General features: G+C 60.4%; 15 protein-coding genes. 8 read left to right on the top strand and 7 right to left on the bottom strand.

From position 1 onward, the window contains the following. Together AB4O36_RS01830 and AB4O36_RS01825 are read right to left on the bottom strand one after the other, a co-directional pair. Positions 1 to 1,308: a CynX/NimT family MFS transporter gene (locus tag AB4O36_RS01830; RefSeq protein WP_460140949.1), complete on the bottom strand. Its 1,308-nt coding sequence runs from the start codon at positions 1,306 to 1,308 to the stop codon at positions 1 to 3. Beyond that, a complete protein-coding gene (locus AB4O36_RS01825; protein WP_460121149.1) occupies positions 1,298 to 1,957 on the bottom strand; it encodes a FadR/GntR family transcriptional regulator in 660 nt (219 codons plus the stop codon). The genes AB4O36_RS01830 and AB4O36_RS01825 overlap by 11 nt, the downstream gene beginning before the upstream one ends. A 213-nt stretch (positions 1,958 to 2,170) precedes the next feature. Here AB4O36_RS01825 and AB4O36_RS01820 point away from each other — a divergent pair, with 213 nt between their 5' ends. The 3 genes from AB4O36_RS01820 to AB4O36_RS01810 all read left to right on the top strand — a co-directional run bounded on the left by AB4O36_RS01820 (position 2,171) and on the right by AB4O36_RS01810 (position 4,769). Further along, on the top strand, positions 2,171 to 3,799 hold the full coding sequence (locus AB4O36_RS01820) for a S8 family peptidase (RefSeq protein ID WP_460140948.1): 1,629 nt from the start codon (positions 2,171 to 2,173) through the stop codon (positions 3,797 to 3,799). Positions 3,800 to 3,978: 179 nt separating this feature from the next. Next, positions 3,979 to 4,290, top strand: a complete 312-nt coding sequence (locus AB4O36_RS01815; RefSeq protein ID WP_460140947.1) for a type II toxin-antitoxin system MqsR family toxin — start codon at positions 3,979 to 3,981, stop codon at positions 4,288 to 4,290. Then, positions 4,287 to 4,769: a type II toxin-antitoxin system MqsA family antitoxin gene (locus AB4O36_RS01810; RefSeq protein ID WP_460121141.1), complete on the top strand. Its 483-nt coding sequence runs from the start codon at positions 4,287 to 4,289 to the stop codon at positions 4,767 to 4,769. The genes AB4O36_RS01815 and AB4O36_RS01810 overlap by 4 nt, the downstream gene beginning before the upstream one ends. 185 nt (positions 4,770 to 4,954) lie before the next feature. On the opposite strand, the gene AB4O36_RS01805 is transcribed toward AB4O36_RS01810, so the two are convergent. The 4 genes from AB4O36_RS01805 to AB4O36_RS01790 form a co-directional block, all read right to left on the bottom strand. Beyond that, on the bottom strand, positions 4,955 to 5,719 hold the full coding sequence (locus AB4O36_RS01805) for an amino acid ABC transporter ATP-binding protein (protein WP_003178331.1): 765 nt from the start codon (positions 5,717 to 5,719) through the stop codon (positions 4,955 to 4,957). A 27-nt stretch (positions 5,720 to 5,746) separates the two neighbouring features. After that, positions 5,747 to 6,844: an amino acid ABC transporter permease gene (locus AB4O36_RS01800; protein WP_460121138.1), complete on the bottom strand. Its 1,098-nt coding sequence runs from the start codon at positions 6,842 to 6,844 to the stop codon at positions 5,747 to 5,749. 10 nt (positions 6,845 to 6,854) lie between these two features. Further along, a complete protein-coding gene (locus AB4O36_RS01795; protein WP_460121136.1) occupies positions 6,855 to 8,036 on the bottom strand; it encodes an amino acid ABC transporter permease in 1,182 nt (393 codons plus the stop codon). 65 nt (positions 8,037 to 8,101) lie between these two features. After that, positions 8,102 to 9,133: an amino acid ABC transporter substrate-binding protein gene (locus AB4O36_RS01790; protein ID WP_460121133.1), complete on the bottom strand. Its 1,032-nt coding sequence runs from the start codon at positions 9,131 to 9,133 to the stop codon at positions 8,102 to 8,104. 468 nt (positions 9,134 to 9,601) lie between these two features. On the opposite strand from AB4O36_RS01790, the gene AB4O36_RS01785 reads away from it, so the two are divergent. The 5 genes from AB4O36_RS01785 (at position 9,602) to AB4O36_RS01765 (ending at position 14,907) form a co-directional block, all read left to right on the top strand. Then, complete coding sequence (locus AB4O36_RS01785) at positions 9,602 to 10,258, top strand: alpha/beta hydrolase (RefSeq protein ID WP_460121131.1); 657 nt, start codon at positions 9,602 to 9,604, stop codon at positions 10,256 to 10,258. A gap of 88 nt (positions 10,259 to 10,346) precedes the next feature. Next, complete coding sequence (gene rhlB, locus AB4O36_RS01780; protein ID WP_460140946.1) at positions 10,347 to 11,834, top strand: ATP-dependent RNA helicase RhlB; 1,488 nt, start codon at positions 10,347 to 10,349, stop codon at positions 11,832 to 11,834. A gap of 123 nt (positions 11,835 to 11,957) precedes the next feature. Then, the gene (locus AB4O36_RS01775; protein WP_460140945.1) at positions 11,958 to 12,911 is read left to right on the top strand and encodes an ornithine cyclodeaminase family protein; all 954 of its coding nucleotides are present in this window, start codon (positions 11,958 to 11,960) and stop codon (positions 12,909 to 12,911) included. 150 nt (positions 12,912 to 13,061) lie between these two features. Next, on the top strand, positions 13,062 to 14,189 hold the full coding sequence (locus AB4O36_RS01770; RefSeq protein WP_460140944.1) for an NAD(P)/FAD-dependent oxidoreductase: 1,128 nt from the start codon (positions 13,062 to 13,064) through the stop codon (positions 14,187 to 14,189). Positions 14,190 to 14,280: 91 nt separating this feature from the next. Beyond that, on the top strand, positions 14,281 to 14,907 hold the full coding sequence (locus AB4O36_RS01765) for a helix-turn-helix transcriptional regulator (RefSeq protein ID WP_460121122.1): 627 nt from the start codon (positions 14,281 to 14,283) through the stop codon (positions 14,905 to 14,907). Positions 14,908 to 15,031: 124 nt separating this feature from the next. Here AB4O36_RS01765 and hmpA read toward each other — a convergent pair whose 3' ends face one another. Beyond that, positions 15,032 to 16,213, bottom strand: coding sequence for an NO-inducible flavohemoprotein (gene hmpA / locus AB4O36_RS01760; RefSeq protein ID WP_460140943.1), 1,182 nt, complete (start codon positions 16,211 to 16,213; stop codon positions 15,032 to 15,034). Positions 16,214 to 16,226 lie beyond the last annotated feature (13 nt).

Raw genomic sequence — 16,226 nt, 5'->3', positions numbered from 1 at the left:
TCAGACTTTTTCGCTGGTCACCTGGACGTACAGCGAACGCCCGGCCCCGAGGCCCGCGACGATTGCACCAAGGCCGATCACGCCAAAGATCCAACCGACGGCGCTCCAGCCGCCGGTCCAGTCGTGGACGATGCCGACCGCGAACGGGCCCAGGGACGCCAGGGTATAACCGAAGCCCTGGGCCATGCTCGACAGGTTCGCCGCCACATGGGAATCACGCGAGCGCAGCACGATCAGCGTCAGCGCCAGGCTGAAGGTCGCACCCTGCCCCAGACCCAGCAGAATCGCCCAACCCCACAGGCCTTCGATCGGCGCGTAAAGGCAACCGAACAAACCGCCGAGCGTCATCAGCATGACGATCACGATAGCCGGGCGTTGATCCCTGCCACGAGTGGCCAACCAAGGGGCCGTCAGGGAGCTGATCAGCTGAATGATGACCGAGCCCGACAGCACCAGGCCCGCCTGGGTCGGGGTCAGGCCGCGACCCATCAGGATCGACGGCAGCCACCCGAACACAATGTACGCCAGGGACGATTGCAGCCCCATGTAAGCCGTAACCTGCCAGGCCAGTCGATCGCGCAACAAACCGCGCACTCGATAAGCAACGTTGTGGGCGCCCTGTCTCTGACCGACTTGCGGCAACCAGAACAAACCGGCCACCAGCGCCGGGACCACCCAGAAGCCCAGGCCAAGGGCCCAGCTTTTATCGAAGTGCTCGCTCAACGGGACGGTCGCGCCCGCCGCCATGGCCGCGCCCAGGCACAGGGCCATGGTGTAGACGCCGGTCATGGTCCCGGCCTGCTTCGGGAAGTCGCGCTTGACGATGCCCGGCAGCAGCACACCAATGATGCCGATACTGGCACCGGCCAGCACGCTGCCGCTGAACAGGCCGATGGCCCCGAAGGAACTGCGCAGCACGATCCCGCCCGCCAGCGTCAGGAGAATGCCCAGCACGACACGCTCCGCACCAACGCGGCGCGCCAGCACCGGTGCCAGCGGCGCGAACAAACCCAGGCAGAGAACCGGCAACGTGGTCAGCAGACCGGCCTGCGCCGCGGACAACCCCAGGGACTTCGACACGTCGCTGAGCATCGGCGCCATGCTCGACAGCGCCGGACGCAAGTTCAACGCCACCAGAATCAGGCCCAGCAGCAACAGCCACGGACGACGCAGCAGCGGATGGCTCTGTTGGACCTGCTCATCATCGGCCTCGGCGTCGATCAGTAATTCATCGAGCTCGGCCGAGCGTTTGGCTTCGGTGCCTTGGGTGTTGCGGCTGGACATGGTTTTCTCGGTTTCAAGGTTCATTGATCAACTGCCTCGACAGCGCTTTTGCCCGTTCCGGGTCACGTTGTTCCACGGCATCGAGCAGTTCGATGTGCAGGTCGAACACTTCCTGGCGGCGCGGGGAGATGTTCAGGCAGTGGCGCAATTGCGCGCCGACGACACTGGAAAAATAACGGTACAACTCGCTAAGGGTCGGGTTATGCGCGGCGTCCACCAGGAGGCGATGGAACACCAGGTCACAGGCGATGTAGGTGTCGAGATCGCCGTGGTAGTGACTGCCGCTCACGCCCAGCGCCTCGCGCAACGCCAACAGGTCTGCGTCGGTGCGACGCAAGGCCGCCAGGCCGATCGCTTCCACTTCAAGGATGTGCCGGGTCTCGCGTGCCTGCTCCTGGGAGCAGCGCGACAAGGCTTTCACGGTGTCCAATGGATCGACCACTGCCCGCAGGTAGCTGCCGTCACCCTGGCGAATCTCGATCAACCCAGAAAACGCGAGCACCCGCATGGCTTCGCGCACGGTGTTACGGCTGACGCCCAGTTCGGCGGACAGCTCAGGCTCGGTAGGCAGGCGCTGGCCCACGGTCCACACGCCCTCGGTTATGCGCAGCCGCAGTCGCTCCAGGGCTTGGTCGACGAGGGAGCGTTTGATTATCGGAAGAATTTCAGACATGGAAAGTTTGCTTTCGTCCAATCATAGGATGAATTATTTGACATGCTAGTCAGCTTCTGACATCGCGGCAACTCCTTTTCGCCTCGCTCAGAGGCCGTTTCCCACCCACCCGAGGAGCGACGACCTACATCCCCCCCGGTAGAGCGGCGGCAGACTTCGGACTTCGGAACGGGTGACATGGCTCGCTCCCCCGACAACGGATGGAAGAAACCGATGGAAGAAGTCAATTTCGGCACAAAGAACAGCCGTTCGTTTTTTCTCGAAAAGGACCGGCAACTGCTGGCTGTGCGCGCTGAGGCTGGGGTTACTCTGGCTTCAACACTGTGCCGTGAAGCCGCCCACCATGCGTTGGCAGGCAGTGAGCTGCTGTTCGACGTGGAAGATGCGCAGGTGCAGGTTTACAAATTACCGGATCAGGCCGATGCCACCCTGCGCAAAGCCATGCTGCGCGAGTTGCCCGACGTACGTTTCGCCGGCAGCGTACTGGTGGACCCTCTCACCCGGGAACCGATTCTCTACACCGAAAACATGTTCCTGAAGTTCATCGATGAGCTGGCGCCCGCGCGATGCCTGGAAATCCTCGCGGCACTGAATCTGCAGATCAAACACGTGGCGCCCTACGCGACAAACGCTTTCTTCGTTCATCATCAGGACAATCATGGCACGCAAGTGTGCTCGTTCTCTCGGCAATTGCTCGAGCGCCGGGACGTCGAGTATTGCCACCCGGAAATGCTGCGTCAGGGCCAACGACGGGCGATCCATCACAACCAGTGGCATTTGAAAAAAACCGTCGTCAGTTACCAATTCGAGATCGATGCCAGCGCCAATGTCGAGGCTGCCCATGTATTGGCTCAAGGTGAAGGCGTCGTCATCGCGATCATTGACGATGCCTTCGACATCGACCATCCCGAGTTCGCCGGCACAGCCAAGATCGTCGGCGCACGAAACTTCGACCGACGTAATGCCGCGTCAGGCCCGAGGCCGAAAAACGCCCTCGAACGCCACGGCACTGCGGCAGCGAGTGTTGCCTGTGCCAATGGCGATGGCGGTGCCAGCGGCGTGGCTCCCCGCGCCAGCCTCATGCCGTTGAAGCTGACCAGGCCCTTGGGCGCTCGGGCCGAAGCGGACGCGTTTTATTGGGCTGCGCAACAAGGGGCTGACATTATTTCCTGCAGCTGGGGACCGCTTGAAGGACATTGGGCTGACCCGTCCGATCCCCCGCATACACAGGTATTTCCATTGGCCGCAAGCACGCGCCTGGCCATTGAATACGCGGCCACCAAGGGTCGCGCCGGCAAAGGCTGCGTGATTTTTTTCGGTGCGGGCAACGGCAACGAGAGCCTGGACAATGATGGTTATTCCAGCCATCCCATGGTGATCGCCGTGGGCGCATGCAACGACCAGAGTCGCCGCAGCGCTTACAGTGACTTCGGCAAGGCATTGTGGTGCTGCTTTCCCAGCGGTGATCAGGCGCACCCGGACCCCAAGTACAAACCCGCAACTTCGACCCCGCAGACCCGTGGCATTCGCACCACGGATCTGTCCGGCAAATTCGCCGATACCACCCACCCAGCCTTCATCGAAACGTTCAGTGGCACCTCCAGTGCCTGCCCAGGCGCGGCCGGTGTGGCGGCCCTGATACTGAGCGCCAACCCGGCGCTGGATCGCGAGTCGGTTCGTCGGATTCTCGCCGAATGCTGCGACAAAATCGGCCACGCCGACGATGGCCCCCTGGGTCAATACGATCAGGACGGTCACAGCCACTACTACGGCCATGGCCGTCTTAATGCCTTGCGCGCCGTGCAGATCACGATGAAGCGCAAGCAGGAACAGGTTGGCTGAACATTTCCGACAGGGGTCTGGGCGTCGCGCCCTATCAGTCGAGGAATCGCCTGACGGGGTAATCAGCTTCGCGTAGGAAGGCAAACACCTAGGGTCACAAGGAGGCAAAACGAGCGGTATTTTCGATTAGTCAAAATTACCCTTTGAGGGTAGTTTCAAGGACAGGGTTTACGTTTCTTATGGAAAAGAACACACCCCATTACGACTTGGCTGTGATCAAGGCGGATGTCAGGCGGCTTGGAAGGAACGGGTTTACCAGGGCAGCGCATGAGAGCGCTGAGGACCTGGGCTTTACGCTCAGCGAGATGCAGCAAACCGTTTTCGATCTGGACCGCAGCATGTTGTACAAGTCGATGACTACCTATGCAGATCACCGAACCTGGCAGGACGTCTATCACACCCATTCTGGTGAAATGGAGATCTACGTAAAGGTTACCTATCGTTCAAACGGTAAGGCTCCGGTGATCTCCTTCAAGGAGAAAAACACATGAAAACAGAGCAATGCTATTCCTGCGGAGCGCCTGAGGGGATGACACGCTTCGAGGGCCGCACAATCATCAAGAGCGTCAAAGGCATGGAGCGTCGGCTCGACAACCTTTGTGGTTGGGAATGCCAGAAATGCGGGGATGCCATCTTCGATAGCGACTCCGCTGAGCGCTATTCGATTGCAGGTGATGAACTGATCATCGCCGGCCGCCAGATGATCGGCGAGGAGATGAAGCGTATCCGCCGCAAACTCAACCTGACGCAAAAGCAAGCGGTGGAACTGCTTTCCGGGGGCGGGCACAACGCGTTTTCCCGCTATGAGCGCGGCGAGATCACCGCCCCCAGGACGTTGATACTGCTGATGCGGCTGCTCGATCGCTACCCGCATTTGCTCAGCGATGCGAAAGTGTTGGCCGAGGGTGCGGACTTTCGCGGTTTCAAACGTGTTACGCATGAAGCGCACGAAATCCTGGCGGATTCCTGAAACCCCGTATCTGTACTGTAGGAGCGAGCATGCTCGCGATGGTAGCCCGGCCACCGCTGGAATACAGACAGCCCACGTTATCGTTGACGAACATCGCGACGGTTCGACGCCTCGACATGCTCGCTCCTACAGGGGGAACAAAAAACCCGGAACAAGTCCGGGTTCATTTCAGTGCCTGAAGCCAATCAATGCAGGATCTGGCTCAGGAACAGTTTGGTGCGGTCGTTCTGCGGGTTGTCGAAGAAGTCGTTCGGCGCGGCCTGTTCGACGATTTCGCCCTTGTCCATGAAGATCACGCGGTTGGCCACGGTGCGGGCAAAGCCCATTTCGTGGGTCACGCAGAGCATGGTCATGCCGTCTTCAGCCAGGCCGATCATGGTGTCCAGTACTTCTTTCACCATTTCCGGGTCGAGGGCCGAGGTCGGTTCGTCGAACAGCATGATTTTCGGCTTCATGCACAGCGCACGAGCAATCGCCACACGCTGCTGCTGACCACCGGACAGTTGCCCCGGATACTTGTGCGCCTGCTCCGGAATGCGTACGCGCTCCAGGTAGTGCATGGCGATTTCCTCGGCTTTGCGCTTGGGCATCTTGCGGACCCACATCGGCGCCAGGGTGCAGTTCTGCAAAATGGTCAGGTGCGGGAACAGGTTGAAGTGCTGGAACACCATGCCGACTTCACGGCGGATCGCTTCGATCTGCTTGAGGTCATTGGTCAATTCCACGCCATCAACGACGATGCGGCCCTGCTGGTGCTCTTCCAGACGGTTGAGGCAGCGGATGGTGGTGGACTTGCCCGAACCCGAAGGGCCACACAGGACGATACGCTCGCCCTGCTTGACGTTCAGGTTGATGTCTTTCAACACGTGGAACTGACCGTACCACTTGTTGACGCCCTGCATCTGAATAATGCCTTCAGGGCTCACAGGCTGTTTGATTGCTTCGCTCATCAGAAAACTTCCTAAATAGGTAGCGACTTAGCGCTTGTGGCCTGTGTCGAGCTTGCGTTCCAGATGCATGGAATAGCGCGACATACCAAAACAGAAAATCCAGAACACCAGAGCGGCGAACACGTAGCCTTCAGTGGCCATGCCCAGCCATTTCGGATCGGCGGCGGCTTGCTTGACACTGTTGAGCAGGTCGAACAGGCCGATGATGATCACCAGGCTTGTGTCCTTGAACAGTGCAATGAAGGTGTTGACGATGCCGGGGATCACCAGCTTCAGGGCTTGCGGCAGAATCACCAGGCCCATGCTGCGCCAGTAACCCAGGCCCATCGCCGCAGCCGCTTCGTACTGCCCCTTGGGAATCGCTTGCAGGCCCCCGCGCACCACTTCGGCCACATAGGCCGACTGGAACAGGATCACGCCGATCAATGCCCGCAGCAGTTTGTCGAAGTTCATGCCTTCGGGCAGGAACAACGGCAGCATCACCGAGGACATGAACAGCACCGTGATCAACGGCACGCCACGCCAGAACTCGATGAAGGTCACGCAGACCACACGAATGGCCGGCATGTTGGAACGTCGCCCCAGCGCCAGGACAATCCCCAGCGGCAACGCACCGGCGATACCCACCGTGGCGATGACCAGGGTCAGCATCAGGCCGCCCCACTGGCTCGTTGCCACTTGTTGCAGGCCAAACACGCCACCATGCAGCAGGCACCAGGCGATGATCGGGTACAGCACCAGGAAGCACAGGCCGTACACCGCTTTGCGCGGGAAGCGCGAGATGAACAGCGGTGCTGCGCCGAGGACCGCCAACCATACGGTCAGGTCCACGCGCCAGCGCAGTTCCGGCGGGTAGTAGCCGTACATGAACTGGCCAATACGCTGCTGGATGAACACCCAGCAGGCGCCCTCCTTGGTGCAGTCCGCACGAGTGGTGCCGACCCAGTTGGCGTCGATGATCGCCCACTGCAGGATCGGTGGAACCACAAGGTATATGAGGTAGAACGCGAACAGGGTCAGCAGGGTATTGAGCCAACTGGAGAACATGTTCGCGCGCATCCACGCCACGATACCGATGCTACTGCTCGGTGGTGGCATGTCAGGTTTGAAAGTATGAGTACTCATGCGCTTTTCCTTACCGCTCGATCAGCGCAATGCGCTTGTTGTACCAGTTCATCAGCAGGGAAATGCTGATGCTGATCGCCAGGTAGACGCTCATGGTGATGGCAATCACTTCGATCGCCTGACCGGTCTGGTTCAGCACGGTGCCGGCGAACAGCGACACCATTTCCGGATAACCGATACCGGCGGCCAACGACGAGTTCTTCACCAGGTTCAAGTACTGGCTGGTCAGCGGTGGAATGATCACGCGCAGGGCTTGCGGGATGATCACCTTGCGCAGGGTCGGGCCGTTGCGCAGGCCGAGCGAGTGAGCCGCTTCGGTCTGGCCATGGCTGACCGACTTGATACCCGAGCGCACGATTTCGGCGATGAACGCCGCGGTGTACACGGTCAGTGCAAGGGTCAGTGCCAGCAGTTCCGGGATCAACACCCACCCGCCGACGAAGTTGAAGCCCTTGAGTACAGGCATCTCCCAATGCACAGGTGCGCCAAAAACCAGGGTGCACAAGGCCGGGATCACCAGGAACAACGCCAGGCCGACCCAGAACTTGTGGAATGGCTCACCGGTTTCATTGAACCGTTTGTTCGCCCAGCGACTCATCAGCACGATGGCGACGATCGCGACCACGATGCTTGCCAGGAACGGCCATAAACCGTCAGCGACCACAGCGCCCGGCATGTTCAGGCCACGGCTGCTGACAAAGAAGGTGTCGCCGAAATTGTGGCTGTTACGCGGGCCTGGCATGGTCAGGAAAACCGCGAAATACCAAAACAGGATTTGCAACAGCGGCGGGATGTTACGGAAGATCTCGACGTAGACGGTCGCCAGCTTGGCGATGATCCAGTTCTTGGAAAGGCGCGCCACGCCGATGATGAAGCCGAGAATAGTGGCCAGCACCACGCCGATGAAGCTCACCAGCAAGGTATTGAGCAGGCCGATGACAAACACCCGGGCATAGCTGTCCGCTTCGGTGTAGTCGATCAGGTGCTGGGCGATGCCGAAACCGGCACTGCGCTCCAGAAAGTCAAAACCGGAGGTGATGCCCCGGTGCTGAAGGTTGGTCTGGGTGTTGTCGAACAGGTACCAGCCCATCGAGACCACCGCGACAATGGTGATGATCTGGAAGAGCCACGCACGCACTTTTGGATCGCTGAGGCTGAGCCTCTGCTTTGGTGCGCCGATTGAATTTTGCATGAAGTGCCCCGCAAAGAATGGAACAGAACATCACCCGGCAGTTGGCCTGCCGGGTGATAGAACCATTAGCGCACTGGTGGTGCGTACTGAATGCCGCCAGCGTTCCACAAGGCGTTCAGCCCGCGGTCGATTTCCAGCGGAGTGCTCTTGCCGAGGTTTTTCTCGAACACTTCACCGTAGTTACCGACTTGCTTGACGATCTGCACGACCCAGTCTTTCTTCACTTTCAGGTCTTTGCCGTATTCACCGTCAGCACCCAGCAGACGAGCGACGTCCGGGTTCTTGGTGGACTTGGCTTCAGCTTCAACGTTTTTCGAGGTGACGCCTGCCTCTTCAGCGTTGAGCATGGCGTAGCCAACCCAGCGCACGATGGCCAGCCACTCGTCGTCGCCATTACGCACGACCGGGCCCAGCGGCTCCTTGGAAATGGTTTCCGGCAGAACCACGTAGTCCTTCGGCGCAGCCAGCTTGCTGCGTTGAGCGAACAGCTGGGACTTGTCGGAGGTCAGCACGTCGCAACGACCGGATTCCAGCGACTTGGCGCTTTCATCGGAGGTGTCGAAAGTGATCGGGGTGTACTTCAGGCCGTTGGCGCGGAAGTAGTCGGAAACGTTCAGCTCGGTCGTGGTACCGGCCTGGATGCAGACGGTCGCGCCGTCCAGTTCCTTGGCACTTTTCACGCCCAGTTTCTGGTTGGCCAGGAAGCCGATGCCATCGTAGTAGGTAATGAAGCCCGGGAATTTCAGGCCCATGCCCGCGTCGCGGGAGCTGGTCATGGTGGTGTTGCGCGACAGGATGTCGATTTCGCCCGATTGCAGCGCGGTGAAGCGCTCCTTGGCGTTCAACTGGCTGAACTTGACCTTGGTCGCATCGCCAAATACAGCTGCGGCCACGGCGCGGCAGACGTCAGCGTCGATACCAACGATCTTGCCGGTGGAATCAGGAACCGAGAAGCCTGGCAGACCATCGCTGACGCCACACTGCACGAAACCTTTCTTCTGCACTGCATCCAGGGTTGCACCCGCCTGAGCGAACCCGCTGACGCCAAGCACTGCGGCTGCAGTCACGACGGCCAGGGTGGATTTCAACATCTTCATTCAAACCTCCAGTTTTGCTCTTGTTGTGTCGGAGCGTGATTCCTGTCGCACCCTTTTGAGGCGTTGTTGACCCGTGTTGGCTTCTTTTGGGATCAACCGACGTAGAGACCGCGCTATGAGTCTAGTAGGAGAAAATCCACCGAATGGATCACTCACTTCTCACCAGTCGGCCGAACGGGCTGTAGCCCTTTCACGTTCGCTAAGCCCGAGTCGGCCACTGGCGAACATCCATCACCGGATTTATTGCTATCCCACCAGGAACAATGGCCTGATAGTGTTACCGACAGGCGTGGGATTAATCTTACGAACAACCTCTTAGCAAACGCCGTACCAGACCGCTCGTCGGGGCACTTCACCGACAGGTCAATAGCGAAACTTTCAGCCTTGCGACATCTTCGTAACTGATCAACCCGGTACGCACTCAGATCACGCACTCATTAAGAGCGCACGCACACAATTGGAGCAGCCATGAGCGAGCCGTTGATACTTGAACCCGTCAGGACCCCGGACGCCTGCGTCATCTGGCTGCACGGCCTGGGGGCCGACCGCTTCGACTTCCTGCCGGTGGCCGAAGCCTTGCAGGAAAGCCTGCTGAGCACACGTTTCGTTCTGCCACAGGCCCCCACCCGCGCTGTCACCATCAACGGTGGCTACGAGATGCCGAGCTGGTACGACATCCTGGCCATGAGCCCGGCGCGAGCCATCAGCCGTGAGCAACTGGAAGCCTCGGCGGATCGGGTTATCGAGCTGATCGAGACACAGCGTGCCAGCGGAATAGACGCCTCTCGGATCTTCCTGGCAGGTTTTTCCCAGGGTGGCGCCGTGGTGTTACACACCGCGTTTCTGAAATGGCAGGGCCCCTTGGGGGGCGTACTTGCCCTCTCCACCTATGCACCCACGTTCAGTGACGAACTGCAGCTCTGCGCGAGCCAACAGCGTATCCCGGTGATCTGCCTGCACGGCCAGTACGATGACGTGGTGCAAAACGCCATGGGGCGCAGCGCCTACGAATATTTGAAGCAGCATGGTGTCACCGTGACATGGCAGGAATACCCAATGGGGCACGAAGTGTTACCCGAGGAGATTCGCGACGTCGGTGTCTGGCTGGCCGAGCGCCTGCGTTAACGGCGGCCTCACACGGCCCATTGATCCCTCCCACTACGCCGCGCCCGTTTCTTGCATTACACTGGCCGGCACTTAACCTATTGATGAGATGACCGTGCTCAAAGCACTCAAGAAAATGTTCGGTAAAAGCGAGGCTGAGCAGCTCGCCCCCACCTCCAGCGCCGCGCCCCAAGCCATTGCACAGCGCAGCGAAGGTCAGCAGCCTGAACGGGACGTCGCCGAAGCGACCGCAAAACGCGCACCAAAGTCCGCGCCGGCCATCGCCACCGCCGAAGCCACTCACGCCAAGGCACCGCACAGCGAACCCGCGAAGCCTGCAAAACCACGCCGCGAGCCCAAGCCCAAGGCGCCGGTCATTCCCTGGAAGCTCGAGGACTTCGTCGTCGAGCCTCAGGAAGGCAAAACCCGCTTCCACGATTTCAAGCTCGCGCCGGAGCTGATGCACGCCATCCAGGATCTCGGTTTCCCCTACTGCACGCCTATCCAGGCGCAGGTCCTGGGTTTCACCCTGGCAGGTAAAGACGCCATCGGCCGCGCCCAGACGGGTACAGGTAAAACGGCAGCGTTCCTGATTTCGATCATCACCCAGTTGCTGCAAACCCCGCCGCCGAAAGAGCGCTACATGGGCGAGCCGCGGGCACTGATCATCGCGCCCACCCGCGAACTGGTGGTGCAGATTGCCAAGGACGCCGCGGACCTGACCAAGTACACCGGCCTCAACGTCATGACGTTCGTGGGCGGCATGGATTTCGACAAGCAACTCAAGCACCTCGAAGCCCGCCACTGCGACATCCTCGTGGCCACCCCGGGCCGCCTGCTGGACTTCAACCAGCGCGGCGATGTGCACCTGGACATGGTCGAAGTCATGGTGCTGGACGAAGCCGACCGCATGCTCGACATGGGTTTCATTCCGCAAGTGCGCCAGATCATTCGCCAGACGCCTCCGAAATCCGAACGCCAGACCCTGCTGTTCTCGGCGACCTTCACCGATGACGTGATGAACCTGGCCAAGCAATGGACCACCGACCCGGCGATCGTCGAAATCGAAGTCACCAACGTGGCCAATGAAAACGTCGAACAGCACATCTATGCGGTGGCGGGTGCCGATAAATACAAACTGCTTTACAACCTGGTCAACGACAACGGTTGGGAACGGGTCATCGTGTTTGCCAACCGCAAGGACGAAGTCCGTCGCATTGAAGAACGCCTGGTACGCGATGGCATCAACGCGGCGCAACTGTCCGGCGATGTGCCGCAGCACAAGCGCATCAAAACCCTGGAAGGCTTTCGCGAAGGCAAGATTCGCGTATTGGTCGCAACCGATGTTGCCGGTCGCGGCATTCACATCGATGGCATCAGCCACGTGATCAACTTCACCCTGCCGGAAGTCCCGGACGATTACGTGCACCGCATCGGCCGTACGGGTCGCGCCGGCGCTGACGGCGTGTCGATCAGCTTTGCCGGCGAAGACGATTCGTACCAGCTACCGTCCATCGAAGCGCTGCTGGGTAAAAAGATCAGCTGTGAAACACCGCCGACCCATCTGTTACGTGCGGTCGAGCGCAAACGTCCTTAACGGATGATGTGCAAGAGAAGGCGCAGCCGGAGACGGACTGCGCTTTTTTTTCGCCCGGACATTGCGAGAGATATTTAAAAGTCCATAATAGACAAATTAGTTTATTCGCACCCGGAGCCGCCCATGTCCAGCACCCCCTACGTGATCAACCAACCTCAGGCTCGCGAACTGTTGGCGCAAATCGATGTGCCACAGATCCTGCGCAAACTGTTCCGTGACCTGGCTGCCGGGCAGGCTGTGCAACCAGCGCAGCAACTGGTGGAGTTTCCAAAGGGTGCCGGCGACTTCATCAACTATTTAGGCGTGCTGGCCGAGGATGGCGTCTATGGGGTGAAAACCTCGCCCTACATCGTGCGTGAGCAGGGCGCACTGGTAACGGCCTGGACGTTGCTGATGTCGATGCGGACCGGCCAACCGCTGTTGCTGTGCGATGCTGGCGAACTGACCACAGCACGCACCGCCGCGACCACGGCCGTGGCCGTCGATGCGCTTGCCGCGTCGAATGCGCAACGCCTGGCGATCATCGGCAGCGGCAAGGTGGCCCAGGCTCACGTGCACTATGTCAAACGCCTGCGCGACTGGAGGGAAATCCGCATCTATTCGCCGGGCTTGAACGACTGCACCAGAGAGGAGCTGGCGCTTATAAAGGGTCTTGACCCACGCCTGACCCTGGCCGACAGCCGCGAAGCGGCCATCGACGACGCCGACGTGATCCTGTTGTGCACCTCATCAGCGGGTCCTGTCATCGACCCGTCAACCTTGAGCAAGCCGGCGCTGATCACCTCCATCAGCACCAACGCACCGCGCGCCCATGAAGTACCGCCGCAAAGCCTGAATGACATGCAGGTGTTCTGTGACTATCGCCTGACCACGCCGGGTTCAGCCGGGGAGATGTTGATTGCGGGCGAACGACATGGCTGGGATTCGGCGCGGATCGTGGGTGATCTGCCGGACTTGCTCAGCGGCAAGGTCCCGCGCCCCGATTACCAGCGCCCTGTGTTTTTCCGCTCGATCGGGTTGGGCCTGGAAGACATTGCGCTGGCCAATGCCCTGTACCAACTCCAGCAACAACACTGATCCCCAACTGTGGGAGCGGGTTTGCTCGCGATGGCGGTGTTTCAGCCACCAATGGGGGTATCTGACACACCGCCATCGCGAGCAAGCTCGCTCCTACAGAGGTTCGGTTCACAGACATTCATGGCATTGCGGCCCATTCAGGAGACCCACATGAGCCACGCAGACTTCATCATCATCGGCGGCGGGATTGCCGGTGCTTCCACCGGTTTCTGGCTGTCGCAGCACGGACGCGTGATTGTGCTCGAACGCGAATCCCATCCGGCCTATCACTCCACCGGACGTTCCGCCGCGTTGTTCACCGCAGCCTATGGCACCCCGCAGGTGCGGGCGTTGACCCTGGCCAGTCGTGATTTCTTCGACGCCCCACCTGCCGGCTTCTGCGAGCACCCGCTATTGACCCCGCGCGGCGAGATGACCGTGGACTTCACCGGCGATCCGGCCGAGCTGAACAATCAGTACCTGAGCGCCAGGGCCACCGTGCCTGAGATGCAGTTGCTCAGCGCCGAAGAAGCCTGCGCCCGCCTGCCCATCCTGCGCCGGGAGAAAGTCCACGGCGCAATCTACGACCCAACCGCCAGCGACATCGACACCGATGCCCTGCATCAGGGCTATCTGCGCGGTATTCGGCGCAACCAGGGCCAAGTGCATACCGACATGGAAGTCCTGGCCCTGGCCCGCGATGCCGAAGGCATGTGGCAGGTACACACCGGCAACCAGACCTTCAGCGCGCCCATCATCATCAATGCCGCCGGTGCCTGGGCCGACAGGATCGGTAAACTGGCGGGCGCCCACCCCCTGGGCCTCCAACCCAAGCGCCGCGCGGCCTTCATCTTTGCCGGCCCCGAAGGCGTGGACAGCCACCATTGGCCGATGCTGGTCAGCCTCGACGAATCGTTCTACATGAAGCCCGATGCCGGGATGTTCCTCGGCTCCCCAGCCAACGCCGACCCGGTGGAGCCGCACGACGTGCAGCCCGAAGAGCTGGACATCGCCATGGGCATCTACCAGATCGAAGAAGCCACCACCCTGACCATTCGCCGCCCGACCCGCACCTGGGCCGGCCTGCGCAGCTTCGTCGCCGACGGCGATCTGGTCTCGGGTTTTGACCCCGAGGTGCCAGGGCTGTTCTGGGTCGCAGCGCAAGGTGGTTACGGCATCCAGACTTCACCCGCCATGGGCCAGGCCAGCGCGGCCCTGGTGCGCGGCGAGGCGTTACCGCAGACGCTCACGCGGTTCGGCCTGGAGGCCGGGATGCTCTCGCCCGCTCGCCTGGGCTGATCGGCGTTCGCCGTGACGTGCCGACCTGATTGCGGCAAACTTCCAGCGTCCTGTGTTGCAGGGCGCTGACCGCTGCCTGGAGCTCCCTCGTATGAATGCACCTGTTAAAGACCCGGCCCTGGATAACTTTCGCGCGATTGCCGATGCCATCGCCACGTTGTTCTTTCCCCATGCCGAGGTGGTGCTGCACGACCTGCGCACGCAAAAGATCGATTACATCGCCAACAACCTGTCCAAGCGTGAAGTCGGCGACGATGCGGCGCTGGAAGACATGCTCGGCGATGACATCAGCGAGCGAAACATCGGGCCGTACGAAAAATTGAACTGGGACGGTCAGAAGATCCGCAGCTTGAGCAGCGTTCTGCGCGACAGCAACGGTCATCCGCTGGCCGTGCTGTGCATCAACCTGAATATTTCGTTGTTTGAAAACGCCAAGGCGGCGCTGGACCTGTTCCTGTCGCCAAGCAAGCTGATTCCGCAACCGGACTCCCTGTTCCGTGATGACTGGCAGGAGCGAATCAACACCTTCCTGCACGGCTGGCTGCGCGAACGCCAGCTCAGCCTGAACCTGCTGACACGCGACCACAAACGCGAATTGGTGCTGGCGCTGCATGCCGAAGGCGCCTTCAAGGGCAAAAGCGCCTCCAACTACGTCGCCAACGTCCTGAACATGGGGCGGGCGACGGTGTACAAGCACCTCAAGGAACTCAAGGGCTGATTAAAAAATGTGGGAGCGGGCTTGCCCGCGATAGCGGATTAACACCCAACAGATGTGCTGAATGTTAAATCCTCATCGCGGGCAAGCCCGCTCCCACCGTGGATCTTTGTCTAACCCGTAAGGGTTATTCCAACGCCGAAGCCGGGCCAAAGAACTCGTAGCGGCTCTGTTCCTCCGGCACGCCCAATGCCTTCAGGTGACGCTTGACCACCGCCATGAAGCTTTTGGGCCCAAGGAAGTAGGCATCCACATCACGATGCTCCGGCATCCACTCAGCCAGTTGCTCCTGGCTCAACAAACCCACCTTGTGCGCTGCCGGGCTGACGCCGTCATCTTCGGCGTAGCAGTAGAAGCGCTGCAACTGCGGATGACGCTCGGCCAGGTCATCGATCCAGTCGCGGAAGGCGTGAACCGTGCCATTGCGCGCGCAGTGGATGAAGTGCACCGGCCGCTCGGTTTGCAGGGCCGCTTCAAGCATGGCCAGGGTCGGGGTAATCCCGACGCCGCCACTGATCAGTACCAGCGGTTTGTCGCTGTCGGTGAGGGTAAATTCGCCCGATGGCGGAAACAGTTGAATGCTGTCGCCCACATGCAGCTCATCGTGCAGGTGATTGGACGCGCGACCACCGGCCTCGCGCTTGACGCTGATGCGGTAATGCTTGTCGTTGCTCAGGGACGACAGCGAGTAGTTACGACGGATTTCTTCGCCATCGAGGAACAGTTGCATGCCGATGTACTGGCCAGGTTCGGAAGCGAGGATCGGCCCCTTGTCTGCCGGCTCGAAGTAGAACGAGATGATCTCCGAGCTTTCCTCGACCTTGGCCGCGACGATGAACTCACGCGCGCCGCGCCAGCCGCCCCTTGCCTGTTCTTTCTGGTCGTAGATGCTGGTTTCGGCGCCGATCAGGATGTCGGCCAACTGGCCATAAGCCGCCGCCCAGGCGCTCATGACCTGCGCGGTGGCAATCTCCTCACCCAGCACTTCGGAAATCGCACGCAGCAGGCAAGTGCCAACGATCGGGTAGTGTTCCGGCAGGATTTGCAGGGCCACGTGCTTGTTGATGATCTTGGCCACCAGATCACCCAGTTGATCGAGCTGATCAATGTGACGGGCGTACATCAGCACGCCGTTCGCCAGGGCGCGGGGTTGGTCGCCGCTGGCCTGGTGAGCCTGGTTGAACAGAGGGCGCACCTCGGGATACTCGGAAAGCATCATGCGGTAGAAATGAGTGATCAACGCCTCGCCGCCACTTTCCAGCAACGGCACGGTGGATTTGACGATTGCACGGTCTTGAACGCTAAGCATAAGGTGACTCCTG

Source organism: Pseudomonas sp. S2_E01 (assembly GCF_054668365.1).
This window is presented reverse-complemented; position numbering and strand designations above follow the sequence as displayed.